The organism is Nostoc sp. (assembly GCF_036917575.1).
Lineage (GTDB): Bacteria > Cyanobacteriota > Cyanobacteriia > Cyanobacteriales > Nostocaceae > Nostoc.
This window is the reverse complement of sequence record NZ_JBALDC010000069.1, coordinates 17071-40032: the sequence shown is the minus strand read 5'-3', so window position 1 is coordinate 40032 and position 22962 is coordinate 17071. Positions and strand designations below refer to the sequence as shown.

23 protein-coding genes and 3 pseudogenes are annotated in these 22962 nt (G+C 40.8%); 14 read left to right on the top strand and 12 right to left on the bottom strand.

Annotated features, from left to right (window positions below):
- Positions 1-84 precede the first annotated feature (84 nt).
- Positions 85-252, bottom strand: a pseudogene (locus V7K79_RS19730) (NINE protein); the annotation flags it as partial.
- Between the two features lie 524 nt (positions 253-776).
- Positions 777-986: a hypothetical protein gene (locus tag V7K79_RS19725; protein WP_335049684.1), complete on the bottom strand. Its 210-nt coding sequence runs from the start codon at positions 984-986 to the stop codon at positions 777-779.
- Between the two features lie 46 nt (positions 987-1032).
- On the opposite strand from V7K79_RS19725, the gene acsF reads away from it, so the two are divergent.
- The gene (gene acsF, locus V7K79_RS19720) at positions 1033-2109 is read left to right on the top strand and encodes a magnesium-protoporphyrin IX monomethyl ester (oxidative) cyclase (protein ID WP_335049683.1); all 1077 of its coding nucleotides are present in this window, start codon (positions 1033-1035) and stop codon (positions 2107-2109) included.
- A gap of 281 nt (positions 2110-2390) precedes the next feature.
- Here the strand turns inward: acsF and V7K79_RS19715 are convergent, their stop codons facing one another.
- Positions 2391-3602: a type I restriction endonuclease gene (locus tag V7K79_RS19715; protein WP_335049682.1), complete on the bottom strand. Its 1212-nt coding sequence runs from the start codon at positions 3600-3602 to the stop codon at positions 2391-2393.
- A 781-nt stretch (positions 3603-4383) separates the two neighbouring features.
- On the opposite strand from V7K79_RS19715, the gene V7K79_RS19710 reads away from it, so the two are divergent.
- Positions 4384-4896 carry a hypothetical protein gene (locus V7K79_RS19710; RefSeq protein ID WP_335049681.1) on the top strand — a complete coding sequence of 171 codons (513 nt, stop codon included), beginning with the start codon at positions 4384-4386 and terminating at the stop codon, positions 4894-4896.
- Between the two features lie 132 nt (positions 4897-5028).
- On the opposite strand, the gene V7K79_RS19705 is transcribed toward V7K79_RS19710, so the two are convergent.
- Both V7K79_RS19705 and V7K79_RS19700 read right to left on the bottom strand, forming a co-directional pair.
- Positions 5029-5610 carry a thioredoxin family protein gene (locus tag V7K79_RS19705; protein WP_335049680.1) on the bottom strand — a complete coding sequence of 194 codons (582 nt, stop codon included), beginning with the start codon at positions 5608-5610 and terminating at the stop codon, positions 5029-5031.
- Between the two features lie 143 nt (positions 5611-5753).
- The gene (locus tag V7K79_RS19700; protein WP_335049679.1) at positions 5754-5969 is read right to left on the bottom strand and encodes a chlorophyll a/b-binding protein; all 216 of its coding nucleotides are present in this window, start codon (positions 5967-5969) and stop codon (positions 5754-5756) included.
- A gap of 200 nt (positions 5970-6169) precedes the next feature.
- Here V7K79_RS19700 and thyX point away from each other — a divergent pair, with 200 nt between their 5' ends.
- The gene (thyX, locus tag V7K79_RS19695; RefSeq protein WP_335049678.1) at positions 6170-6892 is read left to right on the top strand and encodes an FAD-dependent thymidylate synthase; all 723 of its coding nucleotides are present in this window, start codon (positions 6170-6172) and stop codon (positions 6890-6892) included.
- Positions 6893-7005: 113 nt separating this feature from the next.
- Positions 7006-7864: pseudogene (locus V7K79_RS19690) on the top strand (Rpn family recombination-promoting nuclease/putative transposase).
- Positions 7865-8144: 280 nt separating this feature from the next.
- Here V7K79_RS19690 and dcd read toward each other — a convergent pair.
- Together dcd and V7K79_RS19680 are read right to left on the bottom strand one after the other, a co-directional pair.
- Positions 8145-8792, bottom strand: a complete 648-nt coding sequence (gene dcd / locus V7K79_RS19685; protein WP_442938957.1) for a dCTP deaminase — start codon at positions 8790-8792, stop codon at positions 8145-8147.
- Between the two features lie 56 nt (positions 8793-8848).
- Entirely contained in the window at positions 8849-9385 is a 537-nt protein-coding gene (locus V7K79_RS19680; protein ID WP_335049677.1) for a P-loop NTPase family protein, read from the bottom strand.
- Between the two features lie 502 nt (positions 9386-9887).
- Here V7K79_RS19680 and V7K79_RS19675 point away from each other — a divergent pair.
- From V7K79_RS19675 to rnhA, 8 genes and pseudogenes are all read left to right on the top strand, one after another.
- Positions 9888-10070, top strand: a pseudogene (locus tag V7K79_RS19675) (adenylate kinase); the annotation flags it as partial.
- Positions 10071-10260: 190 nt separating this feature from the next.
- Positions 10261-11004 (top strand): ribonuclease PH, encoded by a 744-nt coding sequence (rph, locus tag V7K79_RS19670; RefSeq protein ID WP_335049676.1) that lies wholly within the window; start codon positions 10261-10263, stop codon positions 11002-11004.
- A 269-nt stretch (positions 11005-11273) separates the two neighbouring features.
- Entirely contained in the window at positions 11274-11996 is a 723-nt protein-coding gene (gene pgl, locus V7K79_RS19665) for a 6-phosphogluconolactonase (protein WP_335049675.1), read from the top strand.
- A 276-nt stretch (positions 11997-12272) separates the two neighbouring features.
- Positions 12273-13148 carry an FHA domain-containing protein gene (locus tag V7K79_RS19660; RefSeq protein ID WP_335049674.1) on the top strand — a complete coding sequence of 292 codons (876 nt, stop codon included), beginning with the start codon at positions 12273-12275 and terminating at the stop codon, positions 13146-13148.
- Positions 13149-13355: 207 nt separating this feature from the next.
- The gene (locus V7K79_RS19655) at positions 13356-14099 is read left to right on the top strand and encodes a M50 family metallopeptidase (protein ID WP_335049673.1); all 744 of its coding nucleotides are present in this window, start codon (positions 13356-13358) and stop codon (positions 14097-14099) included.
- Complete coding sequence (locus V7K79_RS19650; RefSeq protein ID WP_335049672.1) at positions 14080-14241, top strand: hypothetical protein; 162 nt, start codon at positions 14080-14082, stop codon at positions 14239-14241. The genes V7K79_RS19655 and V7K79_RS19650 overlap by 20 nt, the downstream gene beginning before the upstream one ends.
- A 2-nt stretch (positions 14242-14243) precedes the next feature.
- A complete protein-coding gene (locus tag V7K79_RS19645; protein WP_335049671.1) occupies positions 14244-14498 on the top strand; it encodes a hypothetical protein in 255 nt (84 codons plus the stop codon).
- A 130-nt stretch (positions 14499-14628) separates the two neighbouring features.
- Positions 14629-15537, top strand: a complete 909-nt coding sequence (gene rnhA, locus V7K79_RS19640; protein ID WP_335049670.1) for a ribonuclease HI — start codon at positions 14629-14631, stop codon at positions 15535-15537.
- A 106-nt stretch (positions 15538-15643) separates the two neighbouring features.
- Here the strand turns inward: rnhA and cruG are convergent, their stop codons facing one another.
- Entirely contained in the window at positions 15644-16849 is a 1206-nt protein-coding gene (cruG, locus tag V7K79_RS19635) for a 2'-O-glycosyltransferase CruG (protein ID WP_335049669.1), read from the bottom strand.
- A 65-nt stretch (positions 16850-16914) separates the two neighbouring features.
- The gene (cruF, locus tag V7K79_RS19630) at positions 16915-17823 is read right to left on the bottom strand and encodes a gamma-carotene 1'-hydroxylase CruF (protein WP_335049668.1); all 909 of its coding nucleotides are present in this window, start codon (positions 17821-17823) and stop codon (positions 16915-16917) included.
- Between the two features lie 385 nt (positions 17824-18208).
- On the opposite strand from cruF, the gene V7K79_RS19625 reads away from it, so the two are divergent.
- Positions 18209-18640 (top strand): hypothetical protein, encoded by a 432-nt coding sequence (locus V7K79_RS19625; RefSeq protein ID WP_335049667.1) that lies wholly within the window; start codon positions 18209-18211, stop codon positions 18638-18640.
- A gap of 172 nt (positions 18641-18812) precedes the next feature.
- Here the strand turns inward: V7K79_RS19625 and V7K79_RS19620 are convergent, their stop codons facing one another.
- Positions 18813-19574, bottom strand: coding sequence for an MlaE family lipid ABC transporter permease subunit (locus V7K79_RS19620; RefSeq protein WP_335049666.1), 762 nt, complete (start codon positions 19572-19574; stop codon positions 18813-18815).
- A 518-nt stretch (positions 19575-20092) separates the two neighbouring features.
- Between V7K79_RS19620 and V7K79_RS19615 the strand changes: the two genes are divergently transcribed.
- Positions 20093-20416 (top strand): hypothetical protein, encoded by a 324-nt coding sequence (locus V7K79_RS19615; protein WP_335049665.1) that lies wholly within the window; start codon positions 20093-20095, stop codon positions 20414-20416.
- A gap of 137 nt (positions 20417-20553) precedes the next feature.
- Here V7K79_RS19615 and V7K79_RS19610 read toward each other — a convergent pair whose 3' ends face one another.
- A complete protein-coding gene (locus V7K79_RS19610) occupies positions 20554-22284 on the bottom strand; it encodes a tetratricopeptide repeat protein (RefSeq protein ID WP_335049685.1) in 1731 nt (576 codons plus the stop codon).
- Positions 22285-22317: 33 nt separating this feature from the next.
- Positions 22318-22506, bottom strand: a complete 189-nt coding sequence (locus tag V7K79_RS19605; RefSeq protein WP_335049664.1) for a hypothetical protein — start codon at positions 22504-22506, stop codon at positions 22318-22320.
- Positions 22507-22962: the final 456 nt, after the last annotated feature.

Sequence of the window (22962 nt, the reverse complement as noted above, 5' to 3'; positions counted from 1 at the left end):
TTTGTAATTCTACATCCATTGCCCTACCTCCCTTGCAGAGTTTTTTCTTCTAATCCTTTTATTTAGAATAACCGGAAAGTGACAGAAGAGGGCTATACCAAACACACCACCAGTCAACAGCCAAAACAAACCAGTTACGATCCTGCCATTGTAGAAACGGTGCAATCCTCCCACCCCGATAAATCCGACTGCACACAAGATATAAGAGACAAGAAGTCGGTCTTTTTGCTGCTGATTGTTTTCAAGATTCATCTTGTTTTCAACCCTTTGGATTTACTTTTGTTGTTTAAGATAGGTTTTTTTAACTGTTTTTGATACCAAGTATTAATAGCTAGATTTGCATTATGCACCAGTTACTTGCTAGCAATTTTCGTAGTGGATACTACTGTTCGCTGCAACTCTGATTTGAAATTATGGGCATTGTCCAATCTCTAGTTATTAATAAGAGTGCAAGATATCACTAAAGTACTTATAATTTTTCAGTAATTATGCTACTTATAGATTGTTAATTTTAAGCCGCTCAACGTATTAATAGAACCCCATGAATTTATTTTAGTAAAAACCACAGAAAATTACTGAGATAGTAATGCTTTGAGAATCAAGAGGTGAGTGCTACTGCACTCGCTCAAAATAATGCTGCTCACTCAACTACATTTATTTGACTACTAATGTGCGATTTTTGATTCCGCAAATATTGAGTGATTGTTGCAACTCTTAATGTTTTGCTTACGAATTTCTCACCCGCACCTTGGTAGACTGAACTTTATACAATTCGATTATTGTGGGCTGTTACGGTTTGCCAGAGCATTTCTGGTGAGGCAGTCGGGTCTTTCCCTAAAGGAAGAGGCTAGCGCCAACGGGGTTTCCACGCCAGTTGCTTCTCCCAAGGGGAGACGCTGCGCGAACAAGTCGCCACAGCCGCCCAACGCACTGGCTCCCCATGAAAAACTGCCGTTACCGTGGCGGTAGAGACGTAGGAACGTCACCCGAAAGGTCTACTTAAGATAATAAAGACGAAAGAGAAATCAAGACATGGTAGATTCCCTTAAAAAACCAGGCTTTGAAGAAATCCGGCCAGGAATTAAAGTCCCGGCAAAAGAAACCTTGTTAACACCTCGGTTTTATACTACCGATTTTGATGAAATGGCACGGATGGATATCTCCGTCAACGAAGATGAGTTAAGAGCCATTCTTGAAGAGTTCCGCACTGACTACAATCGCCACCACTTTGTTCGGGATGCCGAATTTGAACAATCCTGGGATCATATTGACGGGGAAACTCGCCGATTGTTCGTTGAATTTCTAGAACGTTCTTGTACAGCAGAGTTTTCCGGCTTTTTGCTGTATAAAGAACTTGGTCGTCGCTTGAAAGGAAAAAGCCCTGTTTTGGCAGAGTGTTTTAACCTGATGTCACGGGATGAAGCGCGTCACGCTGGCTTTTTGAACAAAGCTTTGTCGGACTTTAATATGTCCCTAGATTTAGGGTTTTTGACTAAGAGTCGCAGTTATACCTTCTTTAAACCGAAATTCATCTTTTACGCTACTTATCTTTCTGAGAAGATCGGTTATTGGCGCTACATCACCATTTATCGCCATTTAGAAGCACATCCCGAAGACCGGGTTTATCCAATCTTCCGGTTCTTTGAGAACTGGTGTCAGGATGAAAACCGTCACGGCGATTTCTTTGATGCCATCATGAAATCCCAGCCGCAAATATTGAATGATTGGAAAGCAAAGCTATGGAGTCGGTTCTTCCTGTTGTCAGTGTTTGCGACTATGTATCTTAATGACATCCAACGCAAGGACTTTTATGCCACCCTGGGATTGGATGCGCGAGAATACGATATCCATGTGATTAAGAAGACCAACGAAAACGCAGGTCGGGTATTCCCACTGATGCTGGATGTAGAGAATTCCGAGTTTTATGATCGCTTGGATGTTTGTATAAACAATAACGAGAAGCTGGGTGCGATCGCTAACTCCAACACTCCCAAATTCCTGCAATTCTTCCGAAAACTGCCGCTTTACATCTCCAACGGCTGGCAGTTATTGCGGCTGTACTTGATGAAACCAATTGATACTGTTTCTACTCAAGGGGCAGCTCGTTAATTTATAACAGATTTGCGAAAGCTTTGGTGGTTCTGCTGATTGTAGAGCCACTTTTTTGTCCTTTTTCCAAGCCAATGATTATCGATATGTCAAGCAATTAAGCTAAACCACATCTAGTTTACATAATCTGAAATTGTACATTTATTGTGGGGTGGGCGTCTCGCCCGCCCAATATATGCAAGGTTATTTGTGGAACAGCTTAATACTGCGATCGCTAATTGATTAACAGACAAAAATCGGAAATAGTTGATTAGGTGTCGTTTAGTAGTAGATACCTTGAGTTAAGCTGATTTTTCCATTCTGATTACATCTGGAGTCAATGTTTGATGCTTGGCTGCTTCTGTCTCGTAACATCTGAGAATCAGTGATGTCAGTTGATCTAAATCACTAACAGAGGAAATAATTACTTTTGATGCGACATCCCCCAGAGAAGCTGTTACTTCCTGCACTTCAAAGTTTGAAGCTAGCGACTTTACTTCATCTACACTTAGTCGAGTAACAAAACTTTTTTTCTGCGAAGATAGATATAGTCTCAAAAACCACCAAGTACTTTTGCCAAGATTGATACCAAAGTATGAGGTCGTATCTCTGTACTTAAGTTCAAAACTGTAGCTCTTTGAAGTTTGCGTAATCGCTTTAATTTTTTCAAAAGCTGCTATTTCTTCAGCAGTTGTTAATATTCTGGATTCTTGAGGGTCTTGGGGTTGTTCCTCTTCTTCAATTTCTGCTTCTACTTCAACTTTGACAGGTTGAGACATTTCTCGGCTAAGTGAGCTTGTCATTAAGTCTAGTAAACTTCCCTGAATCGACTTTTTAACAATTGCCTTGAATTTTTCAATTATCCTAGCATTAATCTTACCTTGAAATTCATACCTGTGGTCAGAGGAACGTAGTTCAGATACCAAGAAACGAATAAATTCTTCCGAAGGAGAACGTAAAAGATTTCCTACAAGCTGAGTCATGCCTTTTACATAAACCATTTCTTCAGCATGGCTCGTAATAGCTGTGATATCAAAATTATCACGATGAAAGAATTTGAGGTTGTCAATATCTTTAGAATCATATTCAAGGATGTTAAAAGTAAAAAATGGCTCCTTGTCCATGACATTTTTATCACGCAAATCTGTAAAAAAACGGTATTCAACACCGTTAGTGACGATAGCTACTTTTGTTGTCAAAAGTGCATTAAAATATTTGCTCAATTGTCCATCATGTGCCTCAGCTTTTTGACCACGGGCTTTTGCTTCTACAAGCATAACTTTAGTACCGTTAATAGCTAAGGCGTAATCTACCTTTTCAAACTGTCCTGATCTTCTAATAGCAAAGTCTGCTACATATTCCGGCATTACTTCACTAGGATCATAGACATCGTAGCCAATAGCAGTCAAAAAAGGAACAATCAGTGCCATCTTAGTAGCTTCTTCGCCAACAACTTGGTCAGCCCGCTTACGCACTTGTTCAGATAGCTTGGCAATCTCTTCAGTAAATCCCATCTTGCTTGCTCCTGGTAGATTAGTGAGTATTAATACGTCTTTTTTGTAAAATAAGAGTGATTTTAAAGTGACGTAGTACATTTGGATTGAAAGTGTTAGTGCGATCGCCTTTTTTATCACTCCTATAAAAGTATTCCCAAATAAGTACCAGCCTGTAACACACATGACTTGTTCACAGGTGCAATGGCATCGGTAATAAATAAAAATAAATCAGAATAATTTTTTATGAAGCTTCAGCCTCTTTATCACCTTGTCAATAAGCAGACCAAAATATTGCTGAGTCAATGAATTTTACTTTTTACTCAGCAATATTTTGGTGAGAAAGGTTTTCGTGAGTTTCTACGGTTATAACAGAAGCCGACATTAGGATACACTGGCATTTGAATACACCGGAAGTTCATCAGCGACTTAGTTTGTCGCTTCTGGTGACTTCCTTGTTAGTATCCTATCGCTTTTGGCTGTATGAAACTTACTCCAATCTCCGGTAAGTCTTTGTGAAGAAGGTTTTTAGCATCTAAAACGACTGCCACTGTTTTGAGGCTATAGCCTTAGAATATTTACAAGCTTTACTTACGAATTAGCTCTCTCTAGATAAAAGTACCGTTTTTACTGTGTAAGCTGACATTCTACTTGTTTCATCCAGATTTGTGTAGCTTATTAACAAATCAGCGGATTCATTAATATTAAGCCTGTTTTACTATTTAGTTTCCTACCCAGACCTATTAGACAGCTAGAGTGTTCATTTCATTTTGTTCAATAGCTTTTAGCCTTTATCGCTCCCATGCTCACTCATCACCGCAAGCCCGTGTGCTTATCACTGATTTCCACTGACCTACCGATCTGGTCTGTTGTCGAAACTGCCGCGACATTGTATCAAAAAGATACTGATCGATTCCATTTACTGATGACTGCACCACCCTTAATTAGCTGCGAAGTAGAGAGTGTCATAAGTCCAGAAGACACACTTCCTCAAACTAAGAGCAAAGCTTATGCCCCTAACAGTCCCAGAATTTTGTGGCTGGAGATTTCCCCTTACCGAGTTATTATGACTATGCAAGGTAATGCTCAAGTGAGTTACCGTCACTTTTGGGAACAGGGTGTTTATGGCATAAGTCGTTATTGGTTGCCAACTGAGTCATTGCAACCTAACGATCCCATTCGTTTACGAAATTTTACTCGTAGCCTAACTCTCAACGGACATCCCTTGCCCGATAATTTGCGGCTGGAATATGAATTGTGGGCAGAAAAAGTCCAATTAGGATGCTACATACTAAATTTGGAAATTAAACATTAATAGTCATGAGTATTAGGGAGTAGGGAGCAGGGGGGACAAGGTGACTAAAGTTAAAACTTGCAACAAGTCTTTCCCTTCCCCTTGTCCCCAATTCTCCTCCCTGTTTGGCCACTGCTCAATGCCTAGTCCTTCTTAACCAAAATAACTGGGTTGGTTTCCAGGTTTCCATTTAATATTGCAACCAACACTCGGCTTTTGCTCGCTTGTAACAGGTTTACCCACTAGCACTGCTTCAATGGCTGCGCGTAAATCTACACCTGTTACGGGTTTACCATTACTGGGGCGGCTATCATCTAATTGTCCCCGATAAACAAGTTGGCGTTGATCGTCAAATATAAAAAAATCTGGCGTGCAAGCTGCTGTATAAGCCTTCGCTGTTTCTTGGCTCTCGTCGTAACATAAGGTAAAAGTAAAGCCTTGTTCTGTTACAAATGCTTGTAACGACTCTGGGGCATCATCTGGGTAATTTTTTGCATCGTTGGCACTGATGGCAATGATCGCTAAATCACTTGTAAAATAATCTTTTCCTAGCTGCGCTAATTCTTTTTGGACGTGTTTTACAAACGGGCAATGCCGACAAATAAACATTACCAACAATGCTTTTTTATCTGCAAAGGTAGAAAGTGAAGTTGCCTTTCCAGATACTACTTCCGGTAGATTAAAATCTGGCGCTTTAGTGCCTAGTGGCAACATAGTTGAAGCAGTTAAAGCCATAGTTCACCCAATATTTTGACGCTGATAATTAACGGCTTTTGTTATCAGTATATTTTCACTCTATCACTAAGTTTTCCATAAATTAAGAGACGGTAAATTTACCGTCTCTTAATTTTTTGAGGTGATGTTAAATAAATTAGTTTTTATAGACTTGTCAAGATACCAACAATACCGTGTCCTGTAAATACTTCTAATGCTATCAGAGAGACAAAACCAATCATTGCTAAACGACCGTTGAGCATTTCTGCATAGGGAGTGAAACCAGTGCGATCGCCTTGCTCATCTATATAAACTTTTGGCTCAAGCGCAAAGTTGTTCAGTTTGCCTTGGTTGTCAATGATAGCAGTGCTTGTACGCATGGATTTTTCTCTGTCTTTTGTTTATGTAAATAACTGTAACAAAGATATTAATATTTGTAAAGTATCTTAATCTAATCGAGTAGAAGTCCAAGCCAGAGAAAAGATATGATGATGAATCGAGTTCAAAGCTATGTCTAAGCAACAGGCTTTGCTCCTTGTTAGTAAGCACTTTCAATCACAAATCCATTCCCCAACAGCTAATGCATCGATTTCGAGTAGAGGTTATTGCCAAAACACCAAACCCGCAGCAGGTGATTTATGCCGCGATGCACCAAGACTATACCGATGGGTTCGTGTTTGACGAGCGTGACTCCTGGCCGTCGGAGTCACAAAGCGGTGAAGTTATTGTTAAGCGGCTTTTAGCGGGTGAGAGGGGACACTATGGGCCTTTAGAGCATCCCCAGATTGTTTTTAACTGTGGCTACTTTCCCCACAGTGTGATGCAGCAGGCTCGGACTCATCGGGTTTCTGTATCATTTGATGTACAATCTTTTAGATACACAGGCAACCAATTTATTGATGTAGTAGAAGGTAAGAAAGACATAGAAGATGTTTTTTACCTACGTCCCGTTGGTTATTACACTGATAGACAAGGCAAAAAGTACCACTATTCACCTGAAGCAAGAGCTGCCGATTTGCAATGGTGTGAAGACGCAGCTAAACGATATAAAGCTGATTTTGAGGCGGGAATGTCTGAAGAACACGCCAGAGGTAAAGTACCTTTTGATTATCGCCAGCATTTTGTAGTTAGTTTTAATTTAAGGTCTTTCTTGCATTTTTGTGACTTAAGAAATAAGAAAGATGCTCAACTTGAAATTCAAAAATTGTGTGAAATGATGTGGCCTCATTTTGAAGATTGGGCACCTGCGATCGCACAATGGTATGAAAAGCAGCGTCTAGGTAAAGCAAGGTTAGCACCTTAAATAATGGCTTATCTTAGACGAGAGTTGACATAATTTGCGGTAAGATAAAGCGACGCGACTATCCTCCGATTTATTAGGTTTGATGATTTAGAGCGATCGCATCTATTTTTTAGATGAACAAAGCTACAGATATTAGTACTAAAAAATTAATTCAGTCTTGCACCAAATAATTGGGCAAAATGGGTGACAGGAATTGCCGACATTGTTACAGGCGAAATCTTAAATACAGAATTCCAATGGATTAGCCGACAAAGCGATGTTGTAATTCAGGCTGAAAGTCCCCAATACGGAAAATTTCTCATCCTCAATGAGTTACAATTACGGCACACGTCAGAAATGCCGCGTCGAATGCGTGCTTATGCTGCTCTTGCAGAAGAGAAATATAAATTACAAACCTACCCTGTACTGATTAACATTCTCAAAATCAGCAATAGTGAAATACCTACAAGCTTTGCATCAAATTTTATCGGGTTAAGAGCAATTCAAGATTACCGCGTAATTAACCTTTGGGAGGTTGATGTAAATATTGCTTTTGAGACACCGTTACCATCGCTGCTTCCTTTTGTACCAATTCTCAAAGGCGGAGAAAACGAGTCTACAATTAGGGAAGCATTGCGAATGTTGCGTGCTGATGAACAATTAAATCAACTTGAGACAGTTCTCGCATTTTTTGCAACCTTTGTATTAGAAAGTACTTTAGTTCAGGAAATCATGAGGTGGGATATGACAGTCTTAAGAGAGTCACCTTGGTATCAAGAAATTTTACGTGAGGGACAAGTACTAGGAGAAGCAGAAGGAGAAGTACGTGGAATAATCTCTAGCATCGAAACAAGTTTAGAAGCGAAATTTGGCAGTGATGGTTTAGAGTTGATGTCGCAAATTTCGCAAGTTTCTGATTTAGAGCAATTGAAAGAGATTTTACGCAGGATTGTTGTAGCAAATACAATTCAAGATTTAGGGAATGTTTTGTAGGATAGAGCGATCGCTCCAACTCCTGCCTGAGAGCTAGAATGTGATGAAGGTTTAAACTATAGAGTTTTCGAGTTATTACACCAGAGCGAGTTCTATATTTAGCATCCTAAGTAAGATATAGTGCTGGCTTATTTATCAGCCTCCTTAGATGCGAAAGCTGACAAAATTTGCAGTGGGATAACGCAAGCGATCGCACTCCGATTTTTGAGTATGATTTAGAGCGATCGCATAATTCTAAGCAAAGCAGCATCTAAGTAAGGCAAGATTAGTTCTTTGCTACTTAAACTTTAGCTAGAGTTACAATCTCTAACTGATCCTGATATTTACCCTGTCTTGCTTCATAACTAACAGCGCACGGTTCACCTTCTAAAAATAGCAATTGTACCACGCCTTCGTTAGCGTAAATACGACAGTCTGCACTGGAAGAGTTGGAAAATTCTAAAGTTAAATGACCTCGCCATGCAGCCTCAGCAGGTGTTAAGTTCGCTATTATGCCACAACGGGCATACGTAGATTTTCCAATACAAATAACAGTAATATTCTCAGGAACCTCCAGTTTTTCTAAAGCAACTCCAAGTCCATAGGAATGAGCAGGTAAAATAAAGTAACTGCCATTGACATCTGTATGCAGTGCTGTTGGCTCTAGATTCTGAGGATTAAAGTTTTTGGGATCGACAACAGTTCCGGGAATGTGACGAAAAATGCGGAACTCGGCCGAAGAAAGGCGTATATCGTAGCCATAAGAAGATAAACCGTAGCTGATTACATGTTTAACTGCTGCTGATTCATCTGTCTTAGAAAGTTCTGAACAGTGGGAACCGCCGCTCAGACTTTCCGCTTTTTGTACTTTTCGGATTAAACTTGGCTCAAAGGGGGAAATTAGACCCTGTTGAGCCATTTCAGTAATCCAGATATCATTTTTAATCACAACTTCACAGCTAATTCAAACGGAATTACTAGGATATCCTGAACTGAGTATTTTGTTTAAGGTCGATAACTGCGGCGGATTTCTGTAATTTGATCTGCTACATCAAGAAGAGATTTTGGCATCTCTGGCCCTGTGAGAATAATATCGACTTGGGGAGGGCGTTTTGCCAGAAACGCTAAAACTTCCGTTTCTGAAATTAAACCAAAGTTAATCGCTAAACTTAACTCATCTAACACCACAAGAGAATACTTACTTTCACAGACGACTTGTTGTGTATACTGCCACAGCTTTTGTAAAGCTTGGTTTTCTATATCATCTAAATGCGGTGTATCAATACAACGAGGCAAATCACAGCGAATCCAATCTAAATTTTGTCCTAATTGTATAGGTCGATCTTGTCCTTGGCGAATACCTCCTTTGAGAAACTGCACTATTAATACTGGCGTTCCTTGTCCAGCTATTCTCAGTGATTGAGCCATCACATTTGTCAAAAAGTTGCGATAGGAACTAGTGAAAACTTGCACTAGCCCTTCAACTGGATATGGTAGGGTTAGGGTTGAATTGATACTTTGAGTTTCTAACTGGACAACCATAAATTTAAGTTCAAAGAAATACAATAACTAAAAGGTTATTACTGACGGTGAAACTGACAAATTTACCTATATAATCAATCTGTTTTTACAAATATGGTGGATTTGGTAAATTGCATTCTTAGTCAACACTAGGTTTGTATTTAAGTCAAGAGTCCTGTTTGATTTACAGCATATTTTAGGTAAATGAAGTACATAGACAAAACCCGAAAGCCTGTATAGACATTGCATATAACGTTTCTAGATGTAGTTTATAAAACCGCTAACCACTGTAAATTTTCGTCTTTTCTCTGAAATGAGTTGTAGTTCCAATTATTTAAAAAAGCTATGCACAACGCCTAAAAATCGCTAAAGGTTAGATTTATCAGTTGTTTTAGGAAAACAGACTTAGCTAGTAGTGAATTTGACAGAATGAGGAGTAAATTGTTGTGAGATTGGTGATTCTGGGAGGTTCAGGATCGGGAAAAAGCACTCAAGCACAAAGGCTTTGCAGATACTTTGATAATCCTTAGGGCGATCGCTACCAGATGACCAACCAGAAATCGTACAGCGCCGTGTAGAATTATTCTACGATCGCACCATTCCCATCCTAGAATATTACGACCGTCGCTGCTTGTTGACCATCAACGGCGACCAATCACCAGAGATGGTACAGCAAAATATTTTGACTCTGCTTTCAGTTCCTTAGAAGCAGGTAGGGGGCAGGGGGCAGGGGAGCAGGGGAGGCAAGGGGGAATTATTGAACAAGTCTTTTTCTAATCTCCCCCCCTCTTTCTTGTCTACCTTGTCTCTTCTCAATGCCCCATGCCCAATGTCCTATTTGGCCAATAACACTAAGGTAATCTTAAGGCAGTATTGTAAAACTTGAGGCAACTCCAATGGCTTGGCAGCGTCCTGACGGTCGGATTCCCTACGAACTACGTCCGATCAGTTTTCACCCCAGTTTCACTCGCTTTGCCCCCGGTTCTGTTCTTGCAAGATGCGGTGATACTCAAGTCCTTTGTACTGTTAGCGTTAATAAGGGAGTTCCGAAGTTTCTTGAAGGAACTGGTAAAGGCTGGCTAACTGCTGAGTATCGTATGCTACCATCTGCTACTCAAAAACGCCAAGAAAGGGAATTATTGAAACTATCTGGACGGACGCAAGAAATTCAACGTTTAATTGGACGCAGCTTACGCGCAGCAGTGGATTTTGAGGCACTGGGAGAACGCACGCTGACTGTGGATGCTGATGTGTTGCAAGCAGATGCTGGAACTCGGACAACAGCCATTACAGGCTCGTTTGTGGCGTTGGCTCATGCGATTTCTAAATTATTGCAAGAGGGCGTGTTAGAGCGATCGCCTTTGTGTGGACAAGTAGCAGCCGTTTCCGTAGGATTACTGGAGGGAGAACCATTTTTGGATCTAAATTATATCGAAGATGTAGCTGCAACAGTAGATTTTAATGTGGTGATGAATCAACACCTGGGAATCATTGAAGTCCAAGGAACAGCCGAAGAAGGCAGCTTTAGCCGCACTCAGCTGGATCAACTGCTAGATGTCGCCCAAAAAGGAATTCAGGAATTGTTAATTGCCCAACGTGAAGCGATCGCAAACTGGGAAGCGTTGTTTGTGATTAATTAGTTTTATTAATTTTTAATAAGAATTAATAAACGTATCCTTTGTGGCGTTAATCAACAAAGTATCAAGTAACTGGATGTAAATAAAAATAATCATGAGAGTGGTTAGTAGTGAGTACGACTCACTACTGACAACTTACGGTTGAGGGTGATCAGGAAGTGTACGTTTTTCAAGCTTACTTAATCCACGATGTTAAATGTTTCAAAAGTTAAAAAGGGGGATTGTAATAAGTTAGGTATTGTATTGCCAGAAGCCAGCAATATGATGAAGCCATGAACAAAACCGTTGAAGTTTTACCGGATCAACCAGCGCTGGTTGCACGAGCGCTAGAATTAATCTTGTCTAAGTTAGAAACTGCCATTGAGCAGCGTGGGCGGTTTACCATCGCCTTGTCTGGTGGCAGTACACCTAAACCGTTATACGAAGCGATAGCTACTCAAAAACTGCCTTGGGATAAAATTCATATATTCTGGGGGGATGAGCGTTACGTACCACCAGATCATGCCGATAGCAATGAACTGATGACGCGTCGTGCGTGGCTAGATCGCGTTGATATCCCAGTGGCTAACATTCACCCCGTACCAACTTTAGAAGCCAATCCAGAAATGGCTGCTGCCAAGTATGAACAACATCTCAAAGAATTTTTCAATTCTTCTGGTGTCGAGTTTCCCCCCTTGGATGTAGTATTACTAGGAATGGGTGATGATGCACATACCGCATCTTTGTTTCCCCACACAGAGGCTCTTAAAGTACGTGATCGCCTCGTGACTGTAGGTAACAAAGACGGAAACCCCAGGATAAGTTTCACATATCCCTTCATCAACTCTGCTCGTAGCGTGATTTTTCTGGTTGCTGGTGCTAATAAACGACCAGCTTTAGCGCAAGTCTTTGCACCTGTAGCCGATGACTTCACTTATCCATCCCGCTTAATTCAGCCCCAAGGAGAACTTTGGTGGCTGCTAGATGCGGCAGCAGGTTTGGAACTTCAACATTGACCAAGTAATTAGTAATTCGTAGTTCGTAATTCGTAATTCGTAATTAACTCCTCAAGGTTCTGAAGCAACTAACCTTAGCTATGGAAAAGAAAAAACACATTCCTTGCTTAAAGCAAGCGCATTTATGTGTGAAGCAATTACGAATTATGAATTATCAATTACGAATTATTCTAATCGTTCCATTAGCAGTAATTGCTAAAATCTAAAGCTAGGGCCGCCCTCTGCTTGCCAGTCCTAACTATATTTATGATGATCTTGAACAAAGGCTAAATATCGATGATCGTCTGCCCTAATTGCAATCATCCCAACCCTGACGGCGCTGTTCAGTGTGAAGCTTGTTATACACCGTTACCTGCGACTACTAATTGTCCTAGTTGTGGGGCAACTGTGCAGGCAGATGCTGCATTCTGCGGTCAGTGTGGCTATAACCTTCACTCCGCAGGAGTTCCACACGTTCATCCCGCAGTAGCTACAACAGTCACTCCCAATACCCCCGTGGAAGTGCCAGCATTAGTTCCACCTGATCCACTATTAGAACTTTTACAACCAGATGCCTTGGGAATAAGCGGTTCTACTAACTCCCATCCTCCCGAATCATCTTTACCACCAACAGAGGTGGCAGTTTCCCCAGAACCAACGCCACAAATACCTGTTACAGTAAGCAGCCCCCCAGAGCCAGTGCCAAATGTTGTAGCTCAACCCGTAGTCTCTGGACAAAGTAGCATTCCGACTCCACCACCTGTGGAACCAGCACCGGCCTCTGAAGTAAATGAACCAGCAGCACCAGCACCAACTGCAACTGCTGCCAGAACGCAATTACAGCAGGTTACAGCGCGGTTAATCCACATTCAAAGCGATCGCTTAATTGAATTGCCGCAAAATTTCTCTGTGATTCATATCGGCAAGCCTAATGACCGGATTCCTCCAGATATAGATGTTTCAGGATTTCCCAACTCCGAAATTGTCTCGCGGATTCATGCAGATATTCGCATTGAGGGAGATGCTCATTATGTAGAGGATGTGGGAAGTTCTAATGGCACTTACATCAATAATTTGCCACTTTTACCAGGGAACCGTCATCGCTTGCGACCAGGCGATCGCATCAGCTTGGGTAAAGGAGACTTAATGACATTCCTGTTTCAACTTGCTTAACTAAGTATTTTTTGCCATCCTCCGGCATCCATTTTGGAGGAGAAACAAATGAACTGCATCAGACAAGCGACGGATAACTATGTTGTTCTTGATAGCGCCATAGTGACAGCCGTCGCTTCAAGGTGCGAATTGTTGCATTATCCAGCAACTCCATTACTTGAATAATTACATTAGGATGGATGGAAATACACTGCTAATGAGTGACCTATGAGGGAACCAAGTAAAAATTTTGAACCCTTGCTCGCTAAAGAAGCTCCGCCAGTTGTTGAACGTATGGGGCTAACCTGGCTAGTTGCAGCAGCGATCGCAACTGCTTTATTGTGGCAAGTACCAGGAGGAGATTATATCTTATATCCATTTACAATTCTGGCAACTTGGTTTCATGAAATGGGTCACGGTTTAATGGCACTGCTATTAGGGGGACAGTTTCAGAAGTTGCAGATTTTTAGCAATGGTTCTGGTGTCGCAACTTATGGCATCCGTTCGCCGTTGGGGCCAATTATCCCAGCAATAATCGCCGCAGCTGGGCCAATGGGGCCGCCTCTTGCCGGTGCAGCTTTGATTCTGGCTTCCCGCAGTTTTACAGCAGCAACCCTCTGTTTGAAAATTTTAGGAAGTTTTTTGCTGTTGTCCACATTAATTTGGGTGCGTTCCTGGTTTGGATTGGTGGCAATTCCCTTACTAGGTTTAATAATCTTAGGTATTGCCTTGAGAGCACCTCGTTGGCTGCAAGGGTTTATCATTCAATTTTTGGGTGTACAAGCTTGTATAAGTACGTACCATCAACTTGATTATCTATTTAGTAGTTCTGCTGGTCCCCTGGGAATTTCTGATACAGCGCAAATGCAGCGATATTTGCTTTTACCTTACTGGTTTTGGGGCGGGTTAATGGCGATCGCATCTCTGGTGATTTTAATCCAAAGTCTCCGCGTTGCCTATCGTTCAAAATAAGGCAATTGAATCTTCAGCTCAAAGAATTACTGAACATCAAGAAAAGAGTTTTGCTAACGAAGGTCTAATTAAGCATTGGGAAAAAGAGATTCGTGCTTTTGATAAGGCAATCCAACAAGCGCGTAAAAGATTGGGACAATAAATATGCAGATTAGCAACCGCCCTCTTGCAATAACCAATTCAACCCTCAACACCTTGATTGCTGAATTAGGTATAGAATGCCTGAAAGTACAAGCATTAGTTAACCAGTTACAGTTAACTACTTTAACTGCGAACCAACAAGCTGAAATTCTATCAGAACTTTTAGCTGGTGTAGTTCATCTGCATAATCATTGTGACGAAGATTTGCAGACGCTAATTAGTGAAGAAATGGAAAAGTTGCCAGATAATCAGGATTAGAGAAGAATTCAGAAAGTCAAAATTCAAGAGATTTTATCAGTATAATAGCCAGGATATTTGTTAAAAAATTCGCCGCTAATAACTGTTTCCTTAGAATCTTTAACGTCCTTCGCGGTTCGATACTCTAACCATGTCCACCCAACCCACAATTCAAAGCATATACACTGACGGTGCTTGCACTGGTAATCCTGGCCCTGGTGGTTGGGGTGTTGTCGTCTACTTCTGCGATGGCTCAATCCACGAAATGGGCGATGCATCCCCTTATACCACTAATAATAAAATGGAGATGCAAGCTGCGATCGCTGCCCTTCAATTTCTGCAAACATCTCAACAAGCCCAACCCATCACCCTTCATACCGATAGTGAATACCTAATTAACTGCGTTACCAAATGGGTGAAAGGCTGGAAAAATAAAGGTTGGAAAAAGTCAGATGGTAAACCCGTCCAAAACCAAGACCTTTTAGAAATCTTAGATGAACTCAATACCCAAAAAGTAAAATGGCAATACGTGCGGGGACATTCTGGTAACATAGGTAACGAACGTTGTGATGCGATCGCTCGCACTTATGCGAATGGCAAAATCCCTTCGCTACAACAATTATCTTCCACGGATTTTTATAAATCTTTACCTTCCGAAAATGAATTAAATGTAGCAAAAGTAGCTGATTATGAAAAAAACTCTCGAATAACTAACCAAAGTCCGCAAGAAATCAGTACTTCTGCACCAGAAATAACCGTTATGGAACCATCAATTGGCCCAACTGCGGCCGTGACCGATGAAAAACCGCTAGAAATGAGGGTTTCGCAACTCCGCAGCTTGGTTGAAACTCTGCGTATAGCTGACGAAATTTCTGAAAAAGGATACTTAATCACCAGTTCTGAATTAGCAGATTTAATGGATGTCCACGCTAGCGCTGTTACCAGTCGTGGAGATCAATGGCGCTGGCGAAACTGGATAGTGTCACGGGTACGCCGTGAAGGAAATCAAATTCTTTGGGAATTAGAACGCGGGGATCAAGTAGGAGGTGAAGAGGACTAAGGAGTGCTGTTAGCGGAAGCGGGGCGTTTAGCCCGTGCTGAGTTTTAAATTTTTAACTCCTAACTCTAAACTCTTCACTGCTCACTCCCTACTCTCTACTCAGCACTCACAACTCAGCACTATACTTGCGTCCTCGCCACTCGCGTGGGGTGCGGAATGCAGATAAGAAAATTCGTAGCACAGCTAAGGGATCGGCTAAAGGGGAAAGCCAGAATAACCAGCTGCCTTTAGCGTTTGTGCGATCGTAGGAAGGTGCGATCGCTATTAGCATCGCAAAGCGAATCACCAATAGGAATAAATTCAGTCCCAGCAGCAGGAGTGGGGGAGTGGGCGAATATAAAAATGTGGGAGAAATCAACAAAAAAGTCAAGACAATTAAAAAGGGTAGACCTTGAACAGATGCAAGTAGCCATAAATCTCCCCACAACTGAGAGCGAGAAGTTGCATCTTTGAGGTCGAGACTCCGCCCCCACTCCTTCCACGTCTCCATCGCTCCTTCATACATTCGTACCTTCAGCACCTTTGCGCCGTCTAAAAAGCCGACCTTATAACCTTGGATAGCAATATTGCGTGCCAACGTGACATCATCACAAAAAGAATTACTCGCACTGCTATAACCACCTACAGCAGCCAAAACAGAGCGACGACACAAAAAACACTGCCCATTTGCCATTACCCGTTCTGGTTGCTCTGAATTGATCCCTGCTGGGTCAAATCGGTAAAGCAAAGTCATTAATAAAGCTGGTTGTAGCCAGCACTCCCCAGGATATTTGAGGATGAACTGGGGTGAAAGAGAAACCAAATCGTAGCCTTGTGCTTCGGCCGTCTTTACCAAACCAGCAACTAAACCGGGATGCGGTTGGATATCAGCATCCAGCCCCAAAAACCACTGACTAGCCTCTGAGCTATATAGAAAACCGTTATGCAATGCCCAAGGACGCCCCACCCAACCAGAGGGTAAGGGATCATCTGTCATCAGGCGAAAGCGCGGATCTTTTTGCTGTGAGGCTTTTACTAAATCTGGCGTACCATCACTGGACTTGCTGTCTACAACCATAATTTCTCGAACTTCATAGCTTTGCTGACTTAAACCAGCCAACAGAGGGCTAATGCGAAGCGCCTCGTTCAGTGTGGGAACAACGATGCTAACCCTACCTAGAAGCTCAGGTATCGGTTGTTGGGGTTCTATTGGAGGATGGCGTCTTGGTCCCTTTAACAGCCGCGAAAACAGAATCGCCGTTGCTGGTACTTGGATAAGTAGCAATAAAAGAGAAATAGCGCTTTCTACTATCAAAGTGCTGTCATTAGTCATTGGTCATTAGTGATGGGGCATGGATTATTCTCCTTGTGCTCTGAGTCCCCATTCCCCAAACACGCTTATTTCAACGCAATTTCAACCTTTGCTACTGATACTTCTTTGGTTACTGGTTCAACAGTAACTTGAGTAGGTGTGGTTGAACTTTTTGACCACAGCGCCACAGCCGGAATTACACCTAGCAATAAGCCGAGTAATACAGGAATGGAGAATCCAGCGGCCAAGCTGAGTCCGGCGGCGAAGATAAAGTTAGTTAAATAAACAACTAAAGGCAGATTGAGTTGCGATCGCTCTAATTTAATCGAGGTATTTCTCCACAATAATCCTGCTACACTCATAAACAGGGCGCTAGTACCAAACCAACCTACATAGTTCTGGTAAGGTGTTCCAAAGAAAGCTCCTGGTTGTTCCCAATACCAAAAAGGCAGAGAAGTTTGACTCATAGCCGGTTCAAGGGCAAAGTCCCAGCAAGTGAAGAGCAAAGCACCAACCGCGATCGCAGCAATATGGCGACCCCAACTGGGTTTTTGAGGCACTTTCAAACCAGTTCTCGCAATTAAGTAACACGACAGCCCAACATAAAACCAAGATAAAGGAATTGTGAAAGGAACTAGCCCTCCAATCTTATAACCTAAGCCACTCAAGTAGCTATAATCACCAAATGGAAACCCTGTACTAGTTCCCAGTAGTTCACTTCCCAAAGAGATAAACATAGCTGGTAGCATAAATGCTAGCCAAGTTCCTAATCCCAACGCTCGGTAGGCATAAATAGAGACAGCTACTGTTCCTAAGATGATATCAACTACACCGCCGCCAGCCATACTTAACTGTATGGCGGTTTCTCCTACCTGCGATAAGTTTAAAATTATTTCGGAATTAGGTACTACCAGTAGCATCCCTACCAATCCAAAGGCTTTTGACGCGATATGACCAATGAGGCATACGCGTTCAGCAATAATAAGTTGTCTCATGATAATTCCTTAACAAGATGTGACACGCGGCGACTCGGCTGCTAACAGTTTACAAATCTTTAACTACTTTGTATCGCAATTTTCGACAAACTTGTTTGGCCTTGTTGTAAATAGCATAAAAGTCTATTAATCGAAGCTATAAAAATATGATGTCAAACTTACTATTCTAAACCATATATTCAAAATTTACATAATTTTATCTGTAAGAACTTCTGGTTTCTTGTCTCACTAATACTCGTATTGTAAAAAACTCCTTTGATACTGGGATATCCTTAAGGAAGGATAATGATCGTAAACAGAGCAAATGCTTAAGCAAAATAGAGTCTTGAGTTACTACACTTATTTGTGCGATAAGACCTTAACCCTATACTAGAAATATAAACCCATGTCAATTTTGAAAAGAGTTCCTTGGGTGTCCCTGGCACTAGTACTGCTGAGTTACAGTACTTTAGGCTGGTTAATATCAGAAACACATGCTCCTATATCTGTGTGGGTGGCAATTGTAGTTGCTATTTTGCTTTTAATCATAACGTTGACCGTTCCTTGGCCGAAGATGACATCTTACTACAGTTTTTTTCTTCAATCAAATACCAGGTCTTTCGGCATTGCCGTCTCAGCAGCTTTTTTATTTTTTATCATGATTGCCTGGTTTCGGGTATTTCTTGATACTTTACTCATAATTTCAGCGACTATATTAGTTAGGATAGACTTTCAAAGAGCAGGTCTTAAAGAAGGGCTAGCTTTTTCAACTGCCTCTATCTTTTCATTGGGAGGTTTAGCTTTGGGTGCACTAATCTATAAGTTCATATATTCCTAAATTCTGATAACTTGATCGGTTATATCTGAAAAAACAAGTGATGCTTGGGTTGGGTTGCGTCAATGCTTTAAAAGTAGTATTATTTCCCCACAACTTCTTTTATAGCTAAAATTCCCAACTTCTTAAAAAATCAGGAATTTTATTCAATACTTACTTGGGTTCAAAATGCAGGCTATTCAAACAGCAGTAGAGATAGGAAAAAATCCATAATAAAAATGGATACCCAACTAGTAACAACTGCTTTTGTTGCTGATTCTCCTACTTCCTTTGCTCCCCCTCTAGTAGTTAAGCCCCAACTACAGCCAATGACAGCAACCAGCACTCCAAAAATAAATCCTTTTAGCAAAATAATAAACAAATCTGACGGCTCTAAAAAATTTCTGACTGATTCTAAAAATGTTTCGGGAACAATTTGGTATAACTTTGATGCGGTAAAAACTCCACCAATAATGCCTGTAACTAAAGCCAAAATCGTCATCAAAGGCACCATCAAACAACAAGCAATTACTCTAGGAAGTACTAGGTAATCAATGGGATCGGTTTTGAGCATATAAAGTGCATCAATTTGCTCGGTGACTCGCATTGCACCTATTTCTGCTGCAAAAGCAGAACCTACTTGTGCAGCCATAATACTAGCGGTCAAAATAGGAGCCAATTCTCTACAAAAAGCTAAGGCAAAAGCACCTCCAATAGTATTGATAGCGCCAAATCGGATTAATTCTCTTGCCATTTGAAGAGTAAAAATCATTCCTGCAAAACCGCTGACAAGGAGAACTGGAGAGATAGAATCTGGCCCAGCAGTAACAAGATGTTGCAAAATCTTGCGATAGTAGGTTTTCCCTTGGAGTAAATGTAGCCACACTTGACCAAAAAGCAGTATTGCTGCAAAACAGCGTGTAATCTCAGATTGCTCAAAATTTGTTTTTGGTTGCAATTTTATCGTCCTTACGACTGACTTTTTTTGCACATTTGTTGTTATATCAATTTTTCAAAATAAAACTACAGATACAAATGGTGGGAACCCAGCTAGGCGTAACCTGATTTTCTCAATTAAATAGACGCACTAAGTACGGCTTATCGATTGGTATTAAGATATGGTACATGAGTAGACGCACCAGTACCGCAAGCTGAAATTCAAAATTCAAAATTTAAAATTCAAACAGGTACACAGTATAAGCGTTTCATTGATTTAAAATGGAGGTTTATTTAAGCGGTGTTGTACTAAAGTTTACTCTCAAAGTACAGAAGGTGTTTGGGCATGGTTCAATTTAGCTTAGTAAACTTTAACGGAAAATAGTACATAAAGCATTGTGAGCTTTTTTGCTGTTGTTCTCATACTTTATGTTTTATGAAGTTGTAATCTTTAGTCTGTCAAACTAGAAAAAGTAATTGAATTGACTCAAAAGGTTAAAAAATTTAATAATATTTCCAAATAATCTTAAACAATTTTTTATGAGTCAAATTAAATACATAATATTTGTGTTGCTATTAATACTAAATTTTCTCGTGGTACATCCGGCTTTTGCATCTGTATGCCGCAATTACCCTGTCTATGACGGTCTACGCCATCAAATTTGCATTCTCAGTATCAGCCGAAGTGCTAAAAACTACTGGGAATATAAGGCAATTGTTAGCGTAGATGGCATAAAAAGACCCATAGAGGTTTACAATTGTCGCGAACGAGTCAAGGTTCAACAAGCTGGGACTGTTTTGCCTTTTGAGCAAAAAGACCCTGGTGAAATGATATGCAGCTTTTTTAATTCTTCTCGGCGGTAAACACGCTCCAGACAATGAAGACGGTAAAACCTAAATAGATGAATACTGTTAGCCATTCTTGCCAGCTACCAAATGCATTGTTCATTAGCAAAAGCCAGAAAATTAATATTTATCAATCCTACAGGCTGATCTAACTTTTAACTTGAGACAAGAAATAAATGCAGCAAAACATCTGCAATCCGTGCTTTAAACCTCAAGCTCAACATTTTTTTGACGATGCTCAACAAGCTATTGCTGCAACTTGAGATTTTCGACAACATCTGTATGCGATCGTGCAAAACTGCCATCGGTACACTGCGTAAAAAACCATCTAAGACAAACACTAAGGTTTTAATCCCCTGAAGTTTTATTTCTTTTTCGGCAGGACGCAATAACCAATCATATAATTTTTGGGCAGAAGGTAGCACCTCATCAGGCAAGAAAGCAAGGTTAAAAGACTGGCGTAGTTTATCAAAAACCTCTGATTCCTCTTGTAATGAAAGGTTTGTTCCATAATGTTGCAAAGGTTGCCCAGCAAGAGAAACAATTACCTCCAAGCGACGTTCTAGCAAAATTGGGTAAATTACTGCGGCTTTTGGATCGATTTTATCTATTGGTTGCGGTTTATAACTTAAGCAAGCTTGGTGGAAAAAGTTTTCTAATTCTGCTAATTCCAATGCTTCGATTGTTTTGCGAGATTTCTCTAAGTGTTGTTGCTTGATGATATGTGGTAGGCTGTCTACATCTTGTAAAAGTAATTGTACTAACTGCCTATACACTGGTTCAACGCGATCGCGGAAATTAAATTGCACGTCAGGATTCAATTGCACTAAGTCTTGACGCAGAGATGTTAAATAATCAACAGCTTGTTCATAAGCAGTAATTGCTGACTCAACATTCCCCCTAGCTTTCTCAATTCGTCCTTGCTGCCACAACCAATTGACGGCAATATCATCTGCTTGCACTCCCTGTGCCAAAGATAATGCTGTTTGAGTGAGAGTTAGGGCTTCTGAGAATTGCTGAGTTTGTTCGTAGAGATGTCCTAATTCTCCTAAAGCATAACTTTGCGCTCTTGCATCTGTTAATTCTCTAGCTTGTGTGACTGCTGTTGCCAAAAGTTGAGCAATGTCTTTTGTGTTTGATGATGACAGTTTCATCCAACTTGCAGCTAAATTAACTTGTGCATAAATTCCCCAACGACTGGGAGTCAGGTGACGCGTTTGAATTTGCGGTAATAATGCTAGTGCAGCTTGATTTTGCTCAGTTTTTATTAAAAGGCTGAGTTGGTTGAGCAGCGCTTCTAGTTGAGTACGCTTGTCACCACTACTTGCTTGTTGATAAAATTCTAAAGCGGCTTTAAAATCTTCCCTAGCTCTAGCGGTATTTCCCAATCTTAAGAAGGTTTCGGCGATATCTGCGTTAGAATTTACAAGCTTGGCGATCGCTAAACTTTGCGATAATACTTGTTGCGATCGCTCTAAATCTCCCACTACTTGCAAAGTTACCCCTAAACTCCGCAATCCCCTAGCTTTGAGGAGACTATCAGGTAAAGCAGCAAGGTCTTGATTGATTTGTTCTAGTTGCCTTTGGGCGCGACAATACTCTCCCAACGTTTGCAATGCTTGAGCTTGGTTAATCTGCGATAGCACAATCCCTGTCACATCTTTGAGGGAACGATAGATTTTCTCTGCTTGCTGCCAAGTTTCTAAGGCTAATTCCGGTTGTCCAGTATTTAATTGTAAACTTCCTTTGGTATTGAGGACTTGGGCGTAAAGGAAGGAATCATCCACTGTTTTTAGGATATTCTCTGCTTGGGTGATTAGCGATCGCGCTACTTCCCACTTGCCCAAGTCTTGATAAACAATAGCCAGGTGGTTGTAACTTAATATTTGATAGTGCTGCTGTTTGCTTTGCTGAAATATCTAGGCTGCTTGTGACCAAATTTGTGCAGCTTCTACTAACTTTCCGGCATCATAAACTTGTTTTCCTTGTTCTAGTAAGATGACTTGAGATTGAGTTCGGGAAATAAAATCCTCTGCGGTGGCTGGTAAAACAGTTGTAATTAAAAAAAAGATTAGTATGCCTAAAATTAAGTAACGATGAATACGCATAAACGCTTATAATCTGCAATTTATAATTGCTAGCTCGTAATTTTGGCATTGATTAATCGTATCAAGTCTGCCTGATAAATATAGCTAGCTAATATTTACAAATAAAGGCAGAGGTGCAAAGGGGAAAAAGACTGCAAGCTGAAATTAGCTTCTTTTCCCCTTGCCTTTGCTCCCCATCCTCCCATCCACTTTTTGTATTACAACTGTCTTACGCAAAGGGCTGATAAAGACTTTAGTAGACATTGCCTCAAGCTTGCTGAGTGGAGCGCTGACAACGCCACTGAACTATGTCAAAAATGATGTTATTAGCATCCCAAAAATCGACTCAATGAAAAGCTTATACTTACTTTTTTTTATCTCAATCTTTAATTATTATACTTTTTAAATGCATATAATTTGCTTTTAGTCAATTATTATTGTTAATAACATAATTATTTAATACAGATAATTTCTTGC

What these genes read in the sequence shown, in the direction of transcription:
- acsF (WP_335049683.1), top strand. Translation starts at nt 1,033, where the DNA reads ATGGTAGATTCCCTTAAAAAACCAGGCTTTGAAGAAATCCGGCCAGGA.
- V7K79_RS19660 (WP_335049674.1), top strand. Translation starts at nt 12,273, where the DNA reads ATGATCGTCTGCCCTAATTGCAATCATCCCAACCCTGACGGCGCTGTT.
- V7K79_RS19705 (WP_335049680.1), bottom strand. Translation starts at nt 5,610, where the DNA reads ATGGCTTTAACTGCTTCAACTATGTTGCCACTAGGCACTAAAGCGCCA.
- cruG (WP_335049669.1), bottom strand. Translation starts at nt 16,849, where the DNA reads ATGACTAATGACAGCACTTTGATAGTAGAAAGCGCTATTTCTCTTTTA.
- V7K79_RS19655 (WP_335049673.1), top strand. Translation starts at nt 13,356, where the DNA reads ATGAGGGAACCAAGTAAAAATTTTGAACCCTTGCTCGCTAAAGAAGCT.
- V7K79_RS19715 (WP_335049682.1), bottom strand. Translation starts at nt 3,602, where the DNA reads ATGGGATTTACTGAAGAGATTGCCAAGCTATCTGAACAAGTGCGTAAG.
- V7K79_RS19645 (WP_335049671.1), top strand. Translation starts at nt 14,244, where the DNA reads ATGCAGATTAGCAACCGCCCTCTTGCAATAACCAATTCAACCCTCAAC.
- V7K79_RS19710 (WP_335049681.1), top strand. Translation starts at nt 4,384, where the DNA reads ATGCTCACTCATCACCGCAAGCCCGTGTGCTTATCACTGATTTCCACT.
- pgl (WP_335049675.1), top strand. Translation starts at nt 11,274, where the DNA reads ATGAACAAAACCGTTGAAGTTTTACCGGATCAACCAGCGCTGGTTGCA.
- V7K79_RS19625 (WP_335049667.1), top strand. Translation starts at nt 18,209, where the DNA reads ATGTCAATTTTGAAAAGAGTTCCTTGGGTGTCCCTGGCACTAGTACTG.
- V7K79_RS19605 (WP_335049664.1), bottom strand. Translation starts at nt 22,506, where the DNA reads ATGCGTATTCATCGTTACTTAATTTTAGGCATACTAATCTTTTTTTTA.
- rnhA (WP_335049670.1), top strand. Translation starts at nt 14,629, where the DNA reads ATGTCCACCCAACCCACAATTCAAAGCATATACACTGACGGTGCTTGC.
- rph (WP_335049676.1), top strand. Translation starts at nt 10,261, where the DNA reads ATGGCTTGGCAGCGTCCTGACGGTCGGATTCCCTACGAACTACGTCCG.
- thyX (WP_335049678.1), top strand. Translation starts at nt 6,170, where the DNA reads ATGCATCGATTTCGAGTAGAGGTTATTGCCAAAACACCAAACCCGCAG.
- V7K79_RS19615 (WP_335049665.1), top strand. Translation starts at nt 20,093, where the DNA reads ATGAGTCAAATTAAATACATAATATTTGTGTTGCTATTAATACTAAAT.
- cruF (WP_335049668.1), bottom strand. Translation starts at nt 17,823, where the DNA reads ATGAGACAACTTATTATTGCTGAACGCGTATGCCTCATTGGTCATATC.
- V7K79_RS19700 (WP_335049679.1), bottom strand. Translation starts at nt 5,969, where the DNA reads ATGCGTACAAGCACTGCTATCATTGACAACCAAGGCAAACTGAACAAC.
- V7K79_RS19680 (WP_335049677.1), bottom strand. Translation starts at nt 9,385, where the DNA reads ATGGTTGTCCAGTTAGAAACTCAAAGTATCAATTCAACCCTAACCCTA.